Below are 22050 nucleotides of genomic sequence, written 5' to 3' on the forward strand. Positions count from 1 at the left end.
TTTATCTAGACTACTTGATAAATAAGCATTACTAGGACATCAATGAATTTCTATGAATAATTCAGGTATTATTAATTTCCGGAAAATGTTTATTTTTTTAACATTACATTTTCTGAAAATGAACTTAACATGATTACAATGTGAACATGGATAGCAAAAAGTGTAGAATTATTTGAACTGCATCTTTGGCATGGATTTTGCATCTAAAATCAAATAGTGGTCAATGGATCATCAATTATTTGGAAACTTAACATTTTGGCTAGATGAAGGAGGAGGTTATGGATAAAGCGCTTGAAGGAATAGTTGTTCTTGATCTAGGACAGATTTATAATGGCCCGTATTGTTCTTTAATGCTGGCATACCAAGGGGCAAAAGTTATTAAAGTAGAATCCTTAGAGGGAGAAAATCTACGTGTTAGGAGAATAGGAGATTGTCATGAACTACTAATGCTTAATTCCAATAAGTTGGGGGTTTCACTAAATTTAAAATCCGAAAAGGGTAAATCTATATTTACAGATTTAGTTAAAAAAGCGGATATTATTGTGGAAAATTTCGCACTTGGAACTATGGAAAAATTGGGGTTGGGTTACGAAGAATTAAAGAAAATCAATCCCGGATTGATATATGCTACTGGTAAAGGCTACGGGTTAGATGGACCTTATGCAGAACGACCAGCAATGGATTTAACAATTCAAGCCATGGGTGGTGTAATGGCTACTACAGGTTTTCCGGATAAGCCTCCCGTGAAAGCTGGACCAGCCATTGCTGATTTTTTGGGAGGTATACACCTATTTGGCGGAATTACCACAGCCCTTTATCAACGGGAGAAAACTGGAAAAGGGCAGTTAGTAGAAGTATCAATGCACGATACTGTTTATCCGATATTGGCATCGGCTTTGGGAGCTTTTTATAACACGAACGGGAAGGTGCCTGAACGAACGGGTAACCAGCACAGTGGAATGGCAACGTCACCATATAATGTATACCGTACTGAAGATGGCTATATTGCAATTATTTGTGTAGTAAATAGACAATGGGAATCTCTGGTCAAGGTAATGGGAAGGGAAGAGTTGCTTGAAGACTCACGTTTTAAAACAAACGTAGATCGATCAGCACATATAGAAGTCGTTGATGAAATTATTTCCAGTTGGACAAAAGGGCTAAAAAAATTGGATATAGCAGAGAAGCTGATAAAAGCCAATGTTCCTCATGCGCCAGTTTCCTCTATTCCAGAGGTGGCCGATGATCCACATTTAAAATATAGACAGATGATCAGAGAAGTAGAGCACCCAAATGCTGGTAAAATCCGGGTGCCTGGCTCACCAATTCGTTTATCCGATTCACCGCTTGATCATGTTTTTGCTGCACCATTATTAGGACAACATACTGATCAAGTTTTGACTGAGTTTTTACAAATGAGTAAAAAGGATCTTACGAAACTTAGAGAAGAAAATGTAATTCGATAAATTCAGAAAACTGGATTCCTTCTGAATAATTTTTTTGTCGAGAGGGGAAACATTGTGGGTTCACATATGATTGATTTTAGACTATTCCGTGATTCATTCGGTACAGAGGAAATGAGGAAGGTGTTTGCGGAAGACAGCTTTGTTCAGAAATTATTAGACGCAGAAAGTGCTCTAGCCAGAGCAGAAGCAAAACTTAATATAATACCTAAGGAAGCAGCGGATGAAATATCTGAAAAGGCTAAAATTAAAAATATTAATTATGATGAGCTTGAGATGGAGATAAAAACCGCAAAACACCCCCTGGTTCCATTGATTCGCCAACTTGAAAGTGTTTGTGCTAATAATTACGGTCAATATATTCACTTGGGTGCAACAACACAAGATATTATAGATACGGCAACAATCTTACAGGTTAAAGAAGCCCATGAAATTATCATGTTACAGTTAGAACAGTTACAAGAAGAACTAATGAAATTGGCTAAAAAACACCGTGATACCCCTATGCCAGGAAGGACGCATCGCCAGCATGCCTTACCGATCACATTCGGATATAAGACATCAGTTTGGCTGGAGGAAGTTAATCGCCATATTGATCGCCTTGATCATGTGAAATCTATATTATTCGTAGGACAATTAGCAGGCGCAGTTGGTACTTTAGCTTCGTTTAAAAAGGAAGGCTTTAAGGTTCAGGAAATCTTTATGAATGAATTGGGTTTATCTGTTCCTGATGTTACATGGCACACATCCCGAGATAATTTGACAGAGTTTATTTTCATTCTTGGAATGATAACTGGAACAGCAGGAAAAATGGCGAATGAAATTGCAAATTTACAAAGAACCGAGATCCAAGAACTTGAGGAACCGTTTAAATTTGGGAAAGTAGGGAGTAGTACCATGCCACACAAAAGAAATCCTTCAATGTGTGAAAATGTGGTTGGACTATCTAGAATTGTCCAAAATAACAGTCAATTATTACTTAATGGAATGATTCACGAACACGAACGAGATAAGGTTTCTTGGCAAGTCGAGTGGGAGGTCATATCTGAAAGTTGCATAATGACTGCAGGCGCCTTATCTACGCTAGTTACAGTATTAAAGGGACTGAATGTGAATATATCCAATATGAATAAAAACCTTATGATTACTAATGGATTGATTTTATCGGAATCACTCATGTTAGCTTTGGGTGAGAGAATAGGGAAACAAAAAAGTCATGATATTTTGTATCACACAAGCATGGAGTCTTTTGAAAAGAAAATACCTTTACAAGAATGTTTATTGAATAATCAGGAAATCAAACAACATTTAAATGAAGATGAAATTATGGATCTTCTAGACCCTGTTAAACATACAGGATTATCCGCGGAGATTACAGATAAGGTAGTCACAAAAACAAAAAAAATGAGACAAGAACTTTTAAAGGCATAACTTAAACTGCTTAAACTCATAAATTAAATGAACAGATTAAAAACGGAATGTTTGGGGGGAGAATGTTCAGTGGAAAAAGTGAACACCTCTTATTTGAAATCAAATTTGTTCGTTCATGGAAAAAAATATAAATATTTTTCATTACAAAAGTTGGAAGAACTTGGTTTTAATTCCATCTCCCAACTACCATACACTATCAGAATACTTTTGGAAGGTGTTATCCGTCAATTAGATGAAAATTTAATTACTAGTGAACATGTTTATAGGTTAGCTAACTGGCTAGAGGATGATAAAAAGAATGAAATCCCTTTTATGCCATCCCGTATTTTATGGAGTGATATGAGTGGTGGTCCTGCAATGGTTGACTTGGCGGGAATGAGAACAAAAATATTTAATGAGGGTGGGGATCCCGGTATAATTAATCCCTTAATTCCTTCTGACTTGGTGATAGATCATTCCGTAATGATTGACAAATATGGAACAAAGGATGCCTTGAAATATAATTCAAATAAAGATTTAAACCGAAATTATGAACGCTACCGTTTTTTACGATGGTCTCAAAATGCTTTCGAAAATTTCCAGATCATTCCGCCATCAACGGGTATTATGCATCAAGTCAATTTGGAGTATTTGGCAACTGTTACCACAACAAAAGCAGAACATGGTGAGCAATATATATTTCCTGATTCCATTATGGGAGTAGATTCACATTCCCCAATGATAAACAGTTTGGGCGTTCTAGGATGGGGGGTAGGTGGAATTGATGCCGAGGCAGGGATGTTAGGTCAGCCCCAATATTTTCTGACTCCTCAGGTAGTTGGGGTAGAGATCACAGGAAATACAAAAGAAGGTGTTACGGTCACCGATATTGCTTTAACAATTACACAATTATTACGAAAGAAGGGTGTAGTTGAAAAGTTTGTAGAATTTTATGGAGAGGGACTATCCAATTTAACCGTACCTGATCGTGCAACGATCTCAAATATGACCCCGGAATATGGCGCGACCGTTGCGTTTTTCCCGGTAGATGAGGAGACTTTGAAATATCTAAGGCTTACGGGCCGCAATGAACAACATATAAAATTAGTCGAAGAATATTATAAAAGTCAAGGATTATTCCGAACTACCGAATCGGAAGTTCCCACTTTTTCAGACACTTTAACTTTAGACCTGAGTACGATTGAACCTACCATATCTGGTCCAAGGCGTCCACAAGATAAAATAGAACTTAGTAGAGTTAAAGATGTTTTTAACGAAATTTTACGTAAACCGATAGAGAATGGCGGTTATGGATTATCTGAAGAAGAAATCCAAAAAGAAGTAGAAGTTCAACATCGTAATGGAAGTCAATCAATTCTATTAACAGGTTCCGTGGTCATCGCAGCAATAACAAGTTGTACAAATACTTCTAATCCATCTGTCATGGTTGGAGCAGGCATTTTAGCTAAAAAAGCGGTGGAAAAGGGATTGCGTACACCTGCTTTTGTTAAGACAAGTTTGGCACCAGGTTCGACTGTTGTTACTCAATATTTGCGAAACTCAGACCTGTTAAAGTATCTTGAAAAACTTGGATTTTTTGTTTCAGGTTATGGTTGCACTACTTGTATGGGGAATTCCGGTCCGTTGCCAAGTGAAGTATCGAAGGCAATATCTGAAAATAACTTGCACGTATCATCTGTGTTGAGTGGCAACCGAAATTTTGAAGGTCGAATACATGAACTTATAAAAAGCAACTATCTATGCTCACCGCCGTTAGTTGTAGCCTATGCAATAGCAGGAACGCTTAATATCGATTTTCAACATGACCCTCTTGGATATGATAACGATGGAAAACCTGTTTTTCTAAAAGATATTTGGCCTACTTCCAAAGAAATACAAGAACAATTTATAAATATTACACCTGATCTGTTCAGATCAGAATATAGTAATATTTTTATGGCAAATAAAGAATTTAATGATATCGACATACCTGAGGGTAAGCTGTATGAATGGGGTGAAAGTTCCACTTATATACAAGAACCGCCTTTCTTTAAAGATGTTCAGCTAAAGGTAAATGATACAAAAAATATACGTAATGCAAGAACACTCGCATTATTGGGAGACAATGTTACAACCGATCATATTTCCCCCGTTGGCGGCATACTAAAACAAAGTCCTGCAGGACAGTACTTGATTACAAAAGGGGTCAGACCACTGGATTTCAATTCGTATGGTTCAAGACGTGGAAATATTAATGTCATGATTCGTGGAACATTTGCCAATGTTCGTCTTCGTAATCATTTGGCAGAAGGTAAAGAAGGAGGATATACCACTTATATCCCTACTAATGAGTTGATGTCTATTTATGAAGCTTCATGTAAATATAAAGAAACAAATACCCCGCTCATTATTTTAGCAGGCAAAGAATATGGGATGGGAAGCGCGAGAGATTGGGCAGCAAAAGGAACCTACTTATTAGGTGTGAAAGCTGTTATTGCAGAAAGTTTTGAAAGAATACACAGAAGTAATTTAGTTGGAATGGGCGTACTCCCTCTTCAATTTAAAGATGGTGAGGGCTGGAAAGAGTTGGGTATTACAGGCAGCGAAAAGTTTGATATTCTCGGTTTAGAAGGTGCATTAAATCCTGGAGCAATTGTTACCGTTTCCATAGAACGTAAAGATGGTACCTCATTTAATTTTGGTGTTATTGTACGGTTAGATAGCTATGTGGAAATAGATTATTACAGAAATGGAGGACTATTACATAAAGTCTACAGACAATTTGCAGGTCAAAATGAAAGGATACGAGGATAAAATATGGGTTCTACTATTTTAAAAGAAGTTAAGGATCATATCCAAATTATAATTTTAAATCGACCAGAAAAGAAGAATGCCTTTAATCGTGAAATGATTGAAGCCTGGGTTAAATCTTTGCAAGAAGCTCAGGAAGATGACAATGTTCATGTTGTAGTGGTTACGGGAGCAGGAGATGCATTTTGTTCAGGTGGGGACGTAGGTGGAATGACTCCTAATCAAACACCTTTGGACAATAAAAACAAGCTGTGGAAAAATATCCACCGCGTTCCGCTTACCTTAAAAACGATGGATAAACCAGTTATTGCAGCTATTAACGGCCCTGCAGTCGGTGCGGGATTAGACATGGCACTTATGGCTGATATCCGGTTCATGGTGGATTCAACTAAAGTGAGCGAAGGCTACGTTAAAGTTGGTTTGGTACCGGGGGATGGAGGTGCTTATTTTTTACCAAAAATTGTTGGCGAAGCCAAGGCATACGAACTTCTATGGACAGGTAAATTCATTTCTGCAGATGAGGCATTACGATTAGGATTAGTAAATCATGTCTACCCTCAAGAAGAATTTATGGAAAAAACGTTAGAGTTTGCCAAGCAGATTGCATATGGACCCCAAATCGCGATGCGGATGATGAAGAGGGCAGTTCAACAATCTAGAAATATGGAATTGGAACATGCATTGGATCTTATATCTTCCCACTATGCCATTATAAAAGAAACAGAAGATCATAAAGAAGGAGTTTCTGCTTTTTTGAATAAAAGGAAACCGAATTTCAAAGGAAGGTAATTTAAAATGAATTCAATTATCTATGAAAAGAAACATAAAATCTCCTATTTATATTTAAATCGACCAGAAAAAAGAAATGCAATTGATTCTGAAATGTCAGATCTATTTTTGGAATATCTCCTGGAGTTTAAGAAAGATAGTGAGTCAAGAGTATTAATAATCACCGGCACCGGAGAGAAAGCCTTTTGTAGTGGAAGGGATCTAAAGGAATCTCCAGATAAAAGAAAACCATTAAGAGGACGCTTGTTTGAAGGTATCATCCAGACATGGAAGCCAGTAATCAGTGCAATAAATGGTGCTGCAGTTGGAGGGGGCTGTGAAATTGCTCTCTCATGTGATATCCGTCTTGCCAGCGCGAATAGTATCATTGGTTTGCCTGAAGCAAAAAGAGGAATGGGTGCAACTTTTGGGTCTACGATTTTACCGAAATTAATTTCACCTAGTATTGCGGCTAAGTTACTTTATACAGGTAAATTAATTAATGCAAATGAAGCTCTAAGGATTGGGTTAATTGATGAAGTATTATCTAACAATGATGAATTGCTAAAGCGTGCGTCTGAAATTGCAAATGAAATTTGTGAATGCGCTCCTCTTTCTATTCAGCGTATGAAGGAAACAATCTGGAAAACAATGGGGATGTCACTATTTCAAGCATTGCAACTTGATATTGGTCCAAATGTATATGTTAGTGAGGACCGAATTGAAGGTGCAAAAGCTTTCCTTGAGAAAAGAACGCCAAATTGGAAGGGAAGTTAATCTGTCTACTTTTTAAATGTCAATTGTTTAGATAATGAACAATAGTGTCCATTATATAGACATTCTTTTTGATAAATGCAGAATGATTTCGTATTTTCATATTTGGCATAAAACTTGCTAATAAATATAGAGGTAAAAGGGGGTTTTAAAATGGGTTTTACCGAGGGTTTAATTAATTATGCGATGGATGTTAATCAAAAACCATTGAATGATCAGATTATCGAACAATTCGAGAAATCATTTCTTGATTATTTGGCTGTAGTATACACTGGTTCGAAAACAAAGACTGGAAAACGTGTTTTTAATTATTTCAATAAATTAGGGGGGAGTGACTCACAGGCACTTGGATTTGATAAAAAACTAACACATGTCAATGCTGCCTTTGTTAATGGAACAAGTGCTCATAGCCTTGACTTTGATGATGGGTTTACGAAAGGTTCCGTTCATATTAATAGTGTCATTTTTCCAGCTGTAATGGCTTGTGTTGAAAAATACGAAAAAACTGGTGAGGATCTTATTAGGGCAGTTCTTGTCGGTTATGAAGTTGCCATAAAAATTGCCTCGACAATTCACCCTTATTCACGCGAAAAGGGGTTCCATAATACACCTGTAGCCGGTGTATTTGGTGCAGCCGCGGCAGTCACTGTTTTATTAGGTGGTAAACATCAAGAGATGACTTCCGCGTTTGGAAATGCTCTTAGTTTTGCTGGTGGTACATTCGCATTTCTTGGAAGTGGTTCAGAAGTGAAAAGAATTCACCCAGGTATTGCGGCAAGGGATGGAATTATTGCTGCAGAATTAGCACTAGAAGGTCTTCAAGGTCCTGCAAATATTTTTGAAAGAAAAGATGGATTATTTGATGTTTTCTCAGAAACACCTATACAAGATTTTTCAAAGGATTTAGAGTTATTTAATATTTATATTAAACCTTATCCTGCTTGTAGACACCTTCATGTAGTAATTGAAGCTTTGAAAGAATTTAAAAAGAATCACAGGAATTTCGATATAAAAGAAATCAAAAAAATGAGAATTGGTGTTCATAAAGTTGCCTCCTATCATAATCATAAAGTTATAAATACTTTGATCGATGCGCAGATGAGTATTCCGTATGCGGCTGCTGTTTCGCTGATAGATGATGATGTCATTATAAAAAGTTTCGATGTTGATAGAGAGGATCGGGAGAACATCAATCACCTAATGAATTTAATTGATGTAACTGAAGATTCCGATTGTGAACTATTATATCCAAAGACTAGAAAAACGAATATTAAAATTACAATGGAAAACGGCGAAGAGCACGAATTCAGTTATGATAAAAAAGTTGGAGAGCCTCCAAATCCAATGACAATGAAAGATGTAATTAAAAAATTTTCAACCAATTGTAAAGATATTATTGGTGAAAAAGAAATGGAAAATTGGATTCAAAAGGTTTTATCAATTAAGGGTAATTTGTTGAAAAAAATTTTTTAGATAATACTAGCACAGTTCCCCAATGTCTTAATGAATGTGCTCGGGTGTTTCTCATGCAAAAAAACTAAGGGGGTGATTGTCGGAGGTGCACTAATAAAATTCTAAAAACCATGAAAGGGACATTTTGTGGACTTTTCATTGACAGATGAACAAAAAACTTATCAAAAAATGGTTAGAGAGTTTGCACAAAAAGAAGTAGCACCTTATGTTACGGAATGTGATCGAGAAGAGAAGCCCTATCCCGTCCATATTACTAAAAAAATGGGAGAACTCGGTATGTTAGGTGGGGTGATTCCTGAAAAATATGGCGGGTCTGACATGGACTTTACTACGCTATTGTTGGTATTGAGGAAATGGCAAAAACATGTGTGACAATAGGCTCAGCCATGGGAAGAGCAAGTGGTCTCGTAGGTTCCGCAATTTTAAAATATGGAACAGAAGAACAAAAACAAAAATATTTATCGCCTCTTACAAAGGGTGAAATAATAGGAGGCACTGGTCTAACAGAGCCACATTCAGGAACCGACGTGGCAGCAATGGAAACAACCGCAGTCAGAAAAGGTAATGAATACATTATTAATGGAAGTAAAATTTGGATAAGCGGTATTAGTTCTGCTAGGTGGTTTTTAACGTTCGCAGTTACTGATAAAGAAAAAGGAAAAAAGGGAATTACAGCTTTTATTGTCGATACGGATTCACCTGGTTTTCGATCGGCGCTTATTAAAAATAAGTTTAGATTTAGCTTCCCCTGTTGGCGAGTTAATCTTTGAAGATTGTAGAGTCCCTATTAAAAATAGGGTCGGAAATGAAGGAGAAGGATTAAGAGTTGCGATGGCAGCCGTTGAAAATGGTCGTTTAGTCGTTGCTTCGAGAGCATTGGGTCTAGCACAGGCATGCTTGGAGGAATCTGTAAATTACGCAAAGGATAGAATCGTATTGGGACAAGCGATTGCCAATTATCAACTCGTACAATCTAAAATTACTGACATGTCTGTAGGAATTGAAGCGGCAAGGTTTTTAACATATCGATTGGCTTGGCTTAGAGATCAAGGTGTAGAAAGGGCTAGAAAAGAAGCTGGTATGGCGAAAATGTATGCTGCCGATGTGGCAATGAAATCCGCAATTGATGCCATGCAAATTTTCGGTGCGTACAGTGTTTCTGACGAATATCCAATAGGACGATATGCAAGAAATGCAAAAGTTCTTCAAATAGTTGAAGGGAATAATGATTTGCAAAGAGTTCTAATCGCAGAGTATGAGTTAGGGATTCGAAAGGAAAAAGCAAAACAAAAAGTCTAGGGAGGAATAAAATGATATGAAGAATTTTCGAATACTTTCGTTAATTTTGACTTTTGCGTTTGTGTTGATTTTAGCAGCTTGTGGTGGCTCTATTGGAGAAAGTACTTCAAGCAATGGTGGTGAAGCAGATTCAGGATTAGAAGGATCTTCTGACTCGACTTCAGGAGAAACACAGAGTGTTGTTTTAACGACTGCAGGAACTAGCGGTACGTTCTATGCCGTTGGTGCAGCATTTACTCAAATTGTGAATAATAATAGCAATGTGCTTGATGTCACTAACCAGGCTTCAGGCGGATCTGTTGAAAATGTTCGACTTATTGATAATAAGGAAGTAGCGTTTGCAATGCTAGGTGGAGACAGTGCAGTTGATGCTTATAACGGTAAAAGGGAGTTTGAAGGAGAACCTCGAAAAGATGAACTGAAAGGCCTATTTAGTATGTATTCTCAGCCGCTTAATCTTGTTGCCTTGGCTGATTCAGGTATTAAATCCTTTAGTGATCTAGAAGGGAAAAAAGTAGCTGTTGGTGCACCTGGAAGTGGTTCTGAGGTAAAGAGTCAAATTACACTTGAGAGTTTAGGGCTTCCTTATGATTCAGGGGTAAAGCAGCAGTATCTGTCTTTTTCGGAAGCTGCTGACGGTATGAAGGATGGGCAAATTGATGCTGCGTTTGTTTGGGCGGGAGTACCTACGCCGGCTGTTCAAGATTTAGCTGCTATTCGAGACATCGTTGTAATTCCATTTACTGATGAAGAGGTAGAAAAAGTTAATGCTGCACAGGAAGCAATTTATGGAGAAACCATCCCTGGTGGTACCTATGATGGTGTAGATGAAGACATTCAAACGCTTGCAGTAAATACTCAGGTTGTTGCAGGGGCTGATGTAGATGAAGAAATAGTTTATGAATTTGTAAAGCAAATTTTTGATCATATTGATGATGTACATGCTGCCCACAATTCTATGAAAGAAATGACACTTGAATCGGCACCGAAAAATGTGATTGAGCTCCATCCGGGTGCTAAAAAGTATTTTGAGGAAAAAGGCGTTTTAAGCCAATAAGAGAAGAGGGGATTCTCCTCCTTTGATTAGCTTGGAAGGAGTGAAAGGTTTATATGGGAAAAGGTGTACAAGATTCGAAAAATATCATGAAAAGACTTGTCTTATTTATTGCGATAGTGCTTTCTCTTTTTCAACTATATACTGGCGGATTCGGTCTTTTAACGGCAATGTTGCAACGAAGTTTGCACCTTACTTTAGTATTAATTTTAATATTTTTGCTTTATCCTGTTCATTTTTCAAAAAAGTGGCGATGGATTGATTTTCTAGCTATTCTCTTAGCAATTGGATCTTGTATTTATATCTTCCTAACATATGAAGATCTTCTTTTTAGGGTTGGAGATCCTAATATGTTTGATATCTTTTTTGGAATAGTCACAATCCTTTTAGTTTTGGAAGCAACGAGAAGGGTTACTGGATGGATTTTAGCGACAATTGGAGCATTATTTATTTTTTATTCATATTTTGGTGCGATACTTCCGGGAATCTTTCACTCTACTAACATGTCGACGAATCGCTTCATTTCTTTGATGTATATGTCTACGGATGGACTTTGGGGAACAACATTAGGGGTAGCTGCAACCTTTGTAGCACTATTCATCATTTTTGGGGCATTTCTCAATGCAACCGGAGCGGGGAAGGTATTTATTGACTTGGCATACATTGTCGGTGGAAGATTCCGCGGAGGGCCCGCAAAAGTAGCCGTTATATCGAGTGCTTTAATGGGAACAGTTTCTGGTAGTCCTGTGGCAAATGTGTCAACGACCGGGCAATTTACGATTCCATTAATGAAAAGTGTCGGTTATCGACCTAAAGTCGCTGGGGCTATTGAAGCGGTGGCATCTACAGGTGGTTCAATCATGCCCCCAATTATGGGAGCTGGCGCCTTCGTTATGGCAGAAATGACTGGTATTCCATATGCTAAAATTATTATTGCGGCGGCAATACCTGCCATTTTATATTATTTGTCAGTATACTTTTATGTGGATTTTGAAGCTGCTAAAGAGAACCTAAAAGGAATGGCTAAAGATGAACTTCCGGTTTTTAAAGAGGTATTTTTTAAAGGATTTCACCTCTATATTGGTTTGGGGATGTTGATTTATTTATTAGTATTTGCGAAAGCTTCACCAATGTTTTCCGCATTTTGGTCAATTGTTGCAATAGTCGTTTCTTATGTTGTTTTGTATTTTAAACAAGTAGATTGGAATTTTTTAACGAAGGCGCTTGAAGATGGTGCAAAAGGAATGTTATTAACAACTGTTGCATGTGCAACAGCAGGAGTTGTAGTGGGGGTTGCTAATCTGACTGGTATTGGTGTTAGGCTAACGACATTAATGGTTAATTTAGGTGAAAGCTCAATTTTATTAACGCTAGTAGTAACTATGGTGGCTTGTATCATTATGGGGATGGGGTTACCACCTACAGCTTCTTACATTTTGTTGGGTGTTTTAACAGCACCGGCTTTGATTAAACTTGGTGTGGAACCGTTATTTGCACATATGTTTGTGTTTTATTTTGCATGTTTAGCACCTATCACACCACCTGTTGCACTAGCTTCTTATACAGGTGCAGGGATTGCCAAAAGCGATCCTATGGAAACGAGTTTTACATCGGCAAAGATAGGGTTAGTCGCGTTTATTATTCCGTATATGTTTATTTTCGGTCCCGAATTGCTTGCTCAGGGTCCCCCTCTAAATATTATTTGGGCATTTATTATGGCCACGGTTGGTGTGTTTGTTTTGGCGGTAGGTTTAACAGGTTTTTATAGAAGAAATTTAACCTGGTACGAGCGTATTTTGGCAATAGGAACAGCGCTTTTATTAATTACACCAGAATTAATAACAGATATAATAGGATTTATTCTTTTAGGAATTCTAGCGGTATTGATTTATTTTACAAGAAAAAAAGAAGTTGAAAATTTGGAAAATGGAGAATTTGAAAATAGTATCTAAATTTTCGAGTAAATCATTCATGAAAAAGATAAAGATTACGAGGAGTGAAAAAATGGATTTTCATTTAACAGAGGAACAGTTACAGGTCAAAAAATGGATTCGTTCTTTGGCTAAAGAGAAGTTTTCGGAAAAAGCTTTTACGTGGCAAAAAACAGGTAAAATTCCTTGGGAAAATGCTCAAGCTCTTGCAGAACATGGTTTAATGGGAATGACACTCGCTGAAGAAGATGGGGGACAAGGGAGCAGTTTACTAGATGCCTTAATTGTGATGGAGGAGCTAGCCAAAGTATGTCCGCACACTGCAGACATGTTTCAAGTCGGAAACTTTGGCGCTATACGTCAATTATCTGCTTTTGGGAAACCGGAGTTAAAAAAGAGAGTTTTACCTGGAATATTAGCAGGAAAAAAATTAATTTCTGTCGGTATGTCAGAGCCGAATGCCGGGTCTGCAACAACAGATTTAAAAACGACTGCAGAAGTTCGTGGAGATAAGGTCATTATTAACGGTTCAAAAATATTTAACACACACGGTCCACACAATTCTTACTATGTTGTATGGGCACGTTTTGGTGAAGGAGTCAAATCATCAGGTGCAGTACTTGTGGAAAGTGGCTCGCCAGGATTTACTCGTGGAAAAACAGAAAGACATATGTCAGGGGAGGAACACTGCGCACTTTACTTTGAAGATTGCGAAGTACCTGTTGAAAATATTTTGATTTCGGAAAATGGTTTCCGGAAATTATTTACAATGTTTAATGTAGAACGGATCGGTAATGCGACAAGGGCGATGTCTTTGGCTCAGGCTGCTTTTGATATTGCAGTTGAACATGCAAAAGTTCGAGAGCAGTTTGGAAAATCACTTGCTGAGTTCCAAGGAATTCAGTGGAAAGTGGCTGAAATGAAGGTAAAGCTTGATGCGGCAAGGCTCTTGTTATATCGTGCAGCATCTAATGCAGATAAAGGTGCACCTGTTCCTGTTGAAACTTCGATTGCTAAATTTTATGCAAACACTGCAGCGTTCGAAGTTGCACATGAAGCTGTGCAAATTCTGGGAGGGTATGGCTATTCTGATGAATCTCCAGTAGAGTATATTTTTCGAAGAGTACGTGGTTGGATGATCGCTGGTGGAACACTGGAAATGTTAAAAAACAACATTGCTAAAGATGTATTCCAAATGAAATTTAGTCAACGGAAGTAACAAGGAGGGAAGATGGATGGGGAGTTCAGATAAGAGATTTTTGACGGAATATGAAGGAAGTAAATTATTACAACAATATTCCCTCCCAGTTGCACAGTCAAATTTAGCAACTTCAAAGGAAGAAGCATTAACCCTTGCAGAGACGATAGGATACCCTGTTGTATTAAAAGGTATGTCGGAAAAAATCATCCATAAAAGTGATGCCGGAATTGTGAGAGTTAATGTTGAAAATGGAACTCAACTAAGTCAAGTCTATGACGAAATTTTAGAAAATGCACATGAATATGATCCTTCAGCAGATGTTGATGGCATTCTTGTTCAGAAAATGGTTGAAAAAGGGTTAGAAATGATCGTTGGTGTGAAAAAAGATCCCGTTTTTTCTCACCAATTGATTATTGGTCTCGGTGGTGTTTTTGTCGAGGTACTGAGAGACTTTTCTATTAAAATGATGCCTGTCAGCGAAGAAGAAATATATGAGATGATTGGTTCTTTAAAAGGAGCTTCTTTAATGAAAGGATATCGTGGTGAAGAAGGCATAAATATTGATAACCTTTTGAATATAGTAAAGGGCTTAAATAAACTTATTGATGATCATCCTGAGATTGAGGAAATGGATCTAAATCCAATTATTTTTCATGGAGATAAGGCGACAATTTGTGACGTTCGAATTGGTCAAGGAAGTAAAGATGAAAAACCTAAATATAATAATGTAAGGACGATGGATGAACTATCTAGTATGTTAAATCCTAAATCAATTGCAGTGATAGGAGCTTCCACAAATGAAAAGAAGAATGGGGGCAGATTATTCCGATACATCGTTGAAAATGAATTTCCGGGAGAATTATATCCAGTTCACCCGACGGCAGATGAAATTAAAGGTTATAAAGCCTATTCAAATATTATGGAAATCCCTTCGGAAATTGATCTGGCATGTATTATCGTTGGTGCAAAATACGTTCTATCTGTTCTCAAGGATTGCGTAAAGAAAAACGTAAAAACCGCCATTATTTATTCGTCGGGCTTTGCTGAGGTAGGAGACGAAGGTAAAGAGTTACAACGACAAGTTACTAAGATTGCCAGGGATGGGGGAATTAAATTATTAGGACCTAACTCGATTGGTATTGCAAGTCCTTCGAAAAAAATATTTACTGCTTTTGGTGCCGCTTTGGAAGCAAAAAAGAGAACTTTAGGACATATCGGCTTTATTTCCCAAAGTGGTGCTATGGGCAGTGCACTATTAAGCAGGGCATGGGAAGAAGGAGCAGGGTTTAGCAGATGGATTAGTGTTGCCAATGAAGCTGATTTGACTACCTCCGATTTTATCCATGCATTATCAGAAGACGAGGAAACTAAAGTGATTTCAGCCTTTATGGAAAGTATTCAGGATGCTGAAGCTTTTAAAACCGCATCTGAGAAAGCATTGTCTCAAAAAAAACCAGTTATTATTTATAAAACTGGAAGATCAGATGTTGGTAAAAGAGCGGTACAATCCCATACTGGTTCAATTGCAGGCGATGATAATGTATATTCGTCAGTTTTCGATAAACTTTGTATTTTGCGGGCAAGGAAAATTGAAGAATTAATTGATGTGTCAAGAGCATTTGAAATTCAGCCGTTACCAAAAGGAAACCGTATCGGTGTTTTAACTGCCTCAGGCGGTGCATGCAGTGTCATCGCTGATTTATGTGAATCCCATGGATTAAGTGTACCGTCCTTAAATGATGCAACCGTTATTGAACAGTTAATTCCACCATTTGGTTCCGCTACAAATCCAGTCGATGTGACAGCGGAGGTCATCGCAAAACCGGAAATGTTTAAAAGTGTAATAGAAACATTAATTAAAGATCGTAATATTGATGGTGTAATTATCATGTTGACTACAAATGCGGACCCAGGGGCTTTTATTATTGCAAAATCTATTTTAGAAGTTTTTAAAACACATCAAAAACCTATTGTATTAGGTCGACTTGGGGCTCAAATGATTGCTCCAAAAGCTATGGAATTTTACCATTCGGAAAAATTTCCTGTTTATCCTACACCGGAAAGAGTTGTCAATGTAATGAGCCAACTCGTAAAATATCAGTCACTTTTGCAGAAACATAGTGAAAAGGCGGGTGTCTTATGAGAAATAATGAATCTGAGGTCATTCCCAGTCCCTATTGGAAATTTATTGGTCTTCGTGAAGTGGAACTTAGAGATGGGACAGCTCGAATTGAGCTTCCCGTTAAGGAGGAGCTATTGCAGCGAAGGGGAACTGTACATGGTGGGGTGATCGCCAGTTTGATTGATGCGTCTGTGGGCGCATCAATTCGCTCTCTCCTATCAAATAACCAGAGTGCCGCTACTGTTGAAATGAAGGTGAATTATATACGTCCTGGTGTTGGCAATCTGCTGATTGGAAAAGGCAAGGTAGTTAGTTTAGGGAAAACGATTGCTGTGGGAGAAGCAAAAATCGTCAATGAAAGTGATAAAGTCATTGCTTCAGGAATGGCTACTTTCATGATTTTTACGAAAGAATAGAGATAGAACTGAATAGGTTATTTTTGGGATGAATAAAAAGGAATAAGTAAAAGGGGAATGATTGAATGGAGGAAATACGAATTTTAGCTCCATGTGGAATTCTTGGATATGGCTTCTCAGTGGATGCGTTTCAAAATGGCTTGGATAAAAAACCACATTTGATAGCTGTTGATGCTGGTTCTACTGATGGCGGACCGCAAAAATTAGGTAAAGGAACTGGTATTGTCAGTAAAGCTGCAGTTCATCGGGATTTAACAATTATTCTAACTGAAGCTAAGAAACTTGATATTCCAGTAATTATCGGGAGCGCAGGTGGAGCTGGTTGTCACAGTGGAGTTGACTGGACAGTACAAATTGTTGAAGAAATTTGTAATGAAGCAAAGGTAAAGTTTAATACTGCTGCAATACACGCTGATATAGAAAAAGCAGAAGTTGAAAAATCACTTCATGACGGAACTATCTCTCCATTGGGTCCCGTTCATGAATTAAATCACCAACTATTAAATGATACAAACAAGATTGTCGCTCAAATGGGCGCCGAACCAATTATGGAAGCTTTAAAATCAAATGCTCAATTAATTATTTGTGGTAGAGCATATGATCCAGCCATTTTTGCTAGTTTTTGTATAATGAATGGTTTTGATAAAGGGATATCTTGGCATATGGGCAAAATTCTAGAATGTGGTGCACTTTGTTTAAAACCTGGTACGGCAGGAGATTGTGCATTTGGCGTGTTGCATAAAGATTTTTTTGAAATTCATTCATTGCAAGAAGAAAGAAAATGTAATGTGACCTCAGTGGCTGCCCATGTTCTATACGAAAAATCCCATCCCTATATCCATAACGGACCCGGCTTTAAGCTAGATTTAAGTAATTGTGAATACGAGCAAATGAATCCCTACGTTGTAAGGGTTAGTGGAACAAGATACTATGAGATTCCATACAAATTAAAATTGGAAGGTGTTCGTTCTGTAGGTTGGCGGCAAGTGGTGATAGCCGGAATTCGTGACCCCATTGCAATAGAAAAAATCAATGAAATTCTGGATTACAGTCTGAAGAGAGCTGAGGATTATTTTTCGATATTACACGGGATCGATTTTCATTTGCACTTTATCACTTATGGTAAAAATGGTGTTATGGGAGAAAGAGAACCAAAAACTAATTTTAACCCAATTGAGATCGGATTAGTGATCGAAGTTGTCGCTCCGTCGAAAGATTTATCCAAAGCCATTTGTTCATTTGTGCGTTCAACAATTTTGCATTATCACTATACTGGCAGGATGGCAACCTCCGGTAATTTGGCAATTCCTTTTCCCGATTTAGAAGGGGGAGAAGTCTTTGAATTCACCATATATCACTTAATGGATGTATATGATCCAAGTAAACTATTTAAAACCCATTTTCAGATAATAGGAGAGGAATCATAATGGGAGTTTTAAAACAATATCTTGAGGTGTTACGTAGCAAAAACTCGGGACCATTTGAAATTACGATTGATTTGATATTTAAAAATCGAGAAGTTTTTCAACAAGTCATTGAAAACGAAATTATTACAAAGAAAACAATTTCTGCACTGTATGACATTAAAGAATCTAGTATTTTATGTGTAGAAGGTTATACCCCAGCTCGAGCAATAAAAATTACGATGGCAAGAGAGAAGTCATCCGGATCGTACGGAGAGAGAGATACACTAGGTGCCCAACAGCATGCCCCGTTGTTATATTTTCAAATTCCTGATTTTAAATGATGGGAGGGGATTGAAATCGAAAAAATTTTAATGACTTCACCTTATCCGGAAATGACGGAGTTGATTTCATCAATCTCAAAAGAAATCAATATACCTGTCAAAGTTATCGAGGCTATGATGGATGAAGCTGCGGATAAAATTAAAAAGGAGATCGACGAAAACCCTTGTATAGAAGTCATAATTAGTCGTGCGGGCACACTTCATGAAATTAGTAAATCTAATATTAATCGTCCTATAATCCATTGTGATAATAGTGACTTTGATTTTCTGGAAGCATTTTGGAGAGCTAAAGATATAGGAGAACGAATTGGTTTTTTAACATTTGTTGATCAGAAGTACCTATATAATTTTAATAAGTTAAATGAGATTTTGGGGTTTGAGGTTATATTGTATCCTTATCAAAATTGGCAGGAACTTATTGAACAAATTGAAAGGGCATACCTTGACCAAGTAAATGTATTGGTTGGAGGCGGGACACGGGCAAAGAAATACATTCATGAAAAAGGAATGCAATCAAATTATATTTCAACAAGCCCTCGAATGATTGAAAGGGCTATTATTCGAGCAAACGATATTGCTCAATACAGGATTGATGCTAGGGAAAAAGTTGAACAACTAAATACGATTATTAATTTTGTAGGAGAACCCATTTTTTTAACGGATAAATCCAAAAAAATTGTTTATTTTAATCCAATGGCGGAAAAAGTTTTGGGGGTAAACTCCGAAAAAATAATAGGTTTAAATATTAAAGAGGCAAATTTACAATCAATTGCAGAAGCGTTAGAGGAAAATGTATCAAAAAACAAAATTTTAAATCTAAAGACTGGGAAATTTATTTTAGAATCAATTGAAATTGAAAATCAGTCTAATTTATTTGGTAAACTTTATACGCTAAAAGAAATTAACAAAATTCAACAACTGGAAACTAAAATACGCAAAGAAATTTATAAAAAAGGCTTGGTTGCAAAACATAGTTTGAATGATGTCATTACAAATAATGAAAAAATGAAGCAAGTAATAATGAAGGCAAAAAAATATGCCGTTACAAATTCGACTGTTCTAATCACGGGTGAAAGCGGTACAGGAAAAGAATTGATAGCTCAGGGAATCCATTCAGAGAGCCGTCGAAAAGACGGACCATTCGTAGCTGTAAATTGTGCAGCTCTTTCCGACACACTTTTGGAAAGTGAACTGTTTGGCTATGAAGATGGTGCATTTACAGGAGCAAAAAAAGGGGGAAAAGCTGGAGTTTTTGAATTAGCACATGGTGGCAGTATTTTTTTGGATGAAATTGGGGAAATTTCAAATAAAATCCAAGCCATGTTATTACGTGTTTTGCAAGAAAAAGAAGTGATGAAAGTAGGAGGAGACAAGCTTATTCCTGTAGATGTTCGAGTCATTGCTGCTACAAATAAAAACCTATGGGAAAAGGTACAGGATGGTTCTTTTAGAGAAGATCTGTATTTCCGATTAAATATTTTGAGGCTAAAAATACCTCCTTTAAGAGATCACATCGATGATATTCCCTATTTAATGGAACATCTATTTCTAAAACATGGGATACATTTTTCATGGCAAAAGGCTCCTAGTGATTTGAAAAAGTTTTTTTATCAGTATTACTGGCCCGGAAACATTCGTCAATTGGGGAACATCGTTGAACGCATGGCAGTAACTGGGGGATTTGAATATTCAGACCTTATGGAAGAGATACAATTTGATCAATTAAAGGGAAATCAAGAAATTAACGAACCTGTTGATCAAAGACAAAGTCGAAATATGATATTATTGGGCGTCGATAAATTGGATGAAATGGAAAAAATAATAATTAAAAAAGTTATGGAGATGAATGATAACAATAGAAGTATTGTAGCCGAAAAGTTAGGAATTAGTCGAACAACACTTTGGAAGAAAATTAAGGAGTTGTAAGATGGTGAACTTACCAAAAGAAGTGACAATTGCTGAAGTATGTCCACGTGATGGTTTTCAAAGTTTAAAAGAAACTGTTCCTGTAGATGAAAAAATCTCATTCATTAACGGGTTGATGGAATGTGGATTTAAACAAATAGAAGTCACATCATTCGTTCATCCAAAGGCAATCCCGCAGTTGAAAGATGCGGATGAAGTGTTACACAGGATTAATCGGAAGAACAATGTAAAATTGCGCGCACTGGTTCCCAATTTACATGGCTTAGAACGCGCCATTGCCTCGAATGTTGATAAAGTGAAATTAATGTTATCGGCTTCGGATTCCCACAGCTTGAGTAATGCAAACCGTAAAACTATGGAAGCAATGGCTCAGTTCGATTCACTTGTTAAAAGGGCAAAAGAAACAACGGTTAAAGTTTCCGGTTCTATCTCGGTTGCTTTCGGATGCCCTTACGAAGGTGAAATCCCAGTTGAAAGACATCTTGCGATATGCAAAAAGTATGATGAGCTTGGAATTCACGATATTTCACTTGCTGATACGTCAGGTATGGCTAATCCGGTTAAGGTGAAGCGTATCATTGCGACATTAAGAGATGCGTATCCTCACTTCAACTTTTCACTCCATCTTCATAATACTAGGGGAATGGCTTTTGCCAATGCTGTTGCAGGCTTGAAGGAAGGAATAGTCGATTTTGACAGTTCTGTAGCTGGATTTGGAGGATGCCCTTATGCACCGAATGCAAGTGGAAATATCGCGACAGAAGATTTGGTTCATGGCTTAGAAGAAATGGGTATTCAAACTGGTATTGATTTGGATCGGCTAATTGCTTTAGGACAGGAGTTATCAAAAGCTTATCCACAACAAGCAGACAGTTTTATTCAAAAAGCAGGTAAAATATCGGACTTGCATAAATCCCCAACGAACCAAATAAAATTGGTTAATGAATAAATGGCAATTTCTACATTATTTTTAGCTGGGTTGGTGAAATAAGTAACATTAAATTTCCCAATCACAAACCAACGAAATGGCGATGAGTATGACAAGTGGTCAAGACCGATGTTGGTTGAAAGTACATTTGTTCCATAATAATTCGGCGTTGATAACGGCCGTAACGGAAATAAGACCAATCATTGCTTGAGTGTCAGTGTCTGATTTGAAGGGATTAAGTTTCATTCATACTTTTGTCCAATGGAGATAGGAAATGTAATTCATGACGTTATGGAGGATGAGAAAACCCTAGACACTGCTTTACTTTGGAAGCGAAAATAATCACACATCCCTCAACATACGTGCATCGGTTTACGAGAATTTTGTGAATCTCTTTCATAGGTGGAAAATATAAATAAGTATATACGAGCGAGTTTGTGAGATATTCTGTTGAGTAAGAAGATTTCAATGAGGGATTGACTACAGTAGGGTTTTTCTCATCCCCAGCATACACAGAGTATAACTTCCACTAGTTCACCCTGTCACAGTCTCAGTAAAAGAAACTTATCGGTTTTACTGGTAGTTAAATGCAGGAAAAAGAAATGAACAGGCAAAGGAAGGTAGACGATGAATCATTTTGTTCATGAAGCACCTTTAGCAGGAATTAAAGTGATTGAGCTGGGCCAAATTGCAGCTGGCCCTTTTTGCGGAATGCTCCTTGCCGACC

The 22050-nt window shown here is 37.3% G+C and carries 18 protein-coding genes and 1 pseudogene; all 19 read left to right on the forward strand.

The features are described from left to right. Positions 1-278 precede the first annotated feature (278 nt). On the forward strand, positions 279-1466 hold the full coding sequence (locus DCC39_RS16165) for a CaiB/BaiF CoA transferase family protein (protein ID WP_116555941.1): 1188 nt from the start codon (positions 279-281) through the stop codon (positions 1464-1466). 54 nt (positions 1467-1520) lie between these two features. Then, positions 1521-2894 (forward strand): adenylosuccinate lyase, encoded by a 1374-nt coding sequence (purB, locus tag DCC39_RS16170; protein WP_116555942.1) that lies wholly within the window; start codon positions 1521-1523, stop codon positions 2892-2894. A gap of 69 nt (positions 2895-2963) precedes the next feature. Continuing rightward, positions 2964-5687 (forward strand): aconitate hydratase AcnA, encoded by a 2724-nt coding sequence (gene acnA, locus DCC39_RS16175; protein ID WP_240613677.1) that lies wholly within the window; start codon positions 2964-2966, stop codon positions 5685-5687. A gap of 3 nt (positions 5688-5690) precedes the next feature. Next, complete coding sequence (locus tag DCC39_RS16180) at positions 5691-6473, forward strand: enoyl-CoA hydratase/isomerase family protein (protein ID WP_116555944.1); 783 nt, start codon at positions 5691-5693, stop codon at positions 6471-6473. A 6-nt stretch (positions 6474-6479) separates the two neighbouring features. After that, on the forward strand, positions 6480-7229 hold the full coding sequence (locus DCC39_RS16185; RefSeq protein ID WP_116555945.1) for an enoyl-CoA hydratase/isomerase family protein: 750 nt from the start codon (positions 6480-6482) through the stop codon (positions 7227-7229). Between the two features lie 150 nt (positions 7230-7379). Next, entirely contained in the window at positions 7380-8699 is a 1320-nt protein-coding gene (locus DCC39_RS16190) for an MmgE/PrpD family protein (RefSeq protein ID WP_116555946.1), read from the forward strand. A gap of 168 nt (positions 8700-8867) precedes the next feature. Next, a pseudogene (locus DCC39_RS16195) lies at positions 8868-9121 on the forward strand (acyl-CoA dehydrogenase family protein); the annotation flags it as partial. 63 nt (positions 9122-9184) lie between these two features. Further along, the gene (locus tag DCC39_RS19515) at positions 9185-9469 is read left to right on the forward strand and encodes an acyl-CoA dehydrogenase family protein (RefSeq protein ID WP_276309933.1); all 285 of its coding nucleotides are present in this window, start codon (positions 9185-9187) and stop codon (positions 9467-9469) included. Beyond that, positions 9381-9998, forward strand: a complete 618-nt coding sequence (locus tag DCC39_RS16205) for an acyl-CoA dehydrogenase family protein (RefSeq protein ID WP_276309932.1) — start codon at positions 9381-9383, stop codon at positions 9996-9998. The genes DCC39_RS19515 and DCC39_RS16205 overlap by 89 nt, the downstream gene beginning before the upstream one ends. Positions 9999-10014: 16 nt before the next feature. Further along, the gene (locus tag DCC39_RS16210; protein ID WP_116555950.1) at positions 10015-11055 is read left to right on the forward strand and encodes a TAXI family TRAP transporter solute-binding subunit; all 1041 of its coding nucleotides are present in this window, start codon (positions 10015-10017) and stop codon (positions 11053-11055) included. Positions 11056-11108: 53 nt separating this feature from the next. Then, on the forward strand, positions 11109-13004 hold the full coding sequence (locus DCC39_RS16215; protein WP_116555951.1) for a TRAP transporter permease: 1896 nt from the start codon (positions 11109-11111) through the stop codon (positions 13002-13004). 52 nt (positions 13005-13056) lie between these two features. Then, positions 13057-14202, forward strand: a complete 1146-nt coding sequence (locus tag DCC39_RS16220) for an acyl-CoA dehydrogenase family protein (RefSeq protein ID WP_116555952.1) — start codon at positions 13057-13059, stop codon at positions 14200-14202. A gap of 16 nt (positions 14203-14218) precedes the next feature. Further along, the gene (locus DCC39_RS16225) at positions 14219-16327 is read left to right on the forward strand and encodes an acetate--CoA ligase family protein (RefSeq protein ID WP_116555953.1); all 2109 of its coding nucleotides are present in this window, start codon (positions 14219-14221) and stop codon (positions 16325-16327) included. Beyond that, complete coding sequence (locus DCC39_RS16230) at positions 16324-16722, forward strand: PaaI family thioesterase (RefSeq protein WP_116555954.1); 399 nt, start codon at positions 16324-16326, stop codon at positions 16720-16722. The genes DCC39_RS16225 and DCC39_RS16230 overlap by 4 nt, the downstream gene beginning before the upstream one ends. A 65-nt stretch (positions 16723-16787) precedes the next feature. Then, on the forward strand, positions 16788-18149 hold the full coding sequence (locus tag DCC39_RS16235; protein ID WP_116555955.1) for an acyclic terpene utilization AtuA family protein: 1362 nt from the start codon (positions 16788-16790) through the stop codon (positions 18147-18149). Next, positions 18149-18469 carry a DUF4387 domain-containing protein gene (locus DCC39_RS16240; protein WP_116555956.1) on the forward strand — a complete coding sequence of 107 codons (321 nt, stop codon included), beginning with the start codon at positions 18149-18151 and terminating at the stop codon, positions 18467-18469. The genes DCC39_RS16235 and DCC39_RS16240 overlap by 1 nt, the downstream gene beginning before the upstream one ends. A gap of 30 nt (positions 18470-18499) precedes the next feature. Continuing rightward, on the forward strand, positions 18500-20395 hold the full coding sequence (locus DCC39_RS16245) for a sigma 54-interacting transcriptional regulator (protein ID WP_116555957.1): 1896 nt from the start codon (positions 18500-18502) through the stop codon (positions 20393-20395). A gap of 1 nt (position 20396) precedes the next feature. Beyond that, on the forward strand, positions 20397-21344 hold the full coding sequence (locus tag DCC39_RS16250; RefSeq protein WP_116555958.1) for a hydroxymethylglutaryl-CoA lyase: 948 nt from the start codon (positions 20397-20399) through the stop codon (positions 21342-21344). Between the two features lie 606 nt (positions 21345-21950). After that, on the forward strand, positions 21951-22050 hold a 100-nt coding region (locus DCC39_RS19885), incomplete at its 3' end, for a CoA transferase (RefSeq protein ID WP_133243500.1).

The sequence above is a fragment of the Pueribacillus theae genome, from assembly GCF_003097615.1.
Taxonomy (GTDB): domain Bacteria; phylum Bacillota; class Bacilli; order Bacillales; family UBA6769; genus Pueribacillus; species Pueribacillus theae.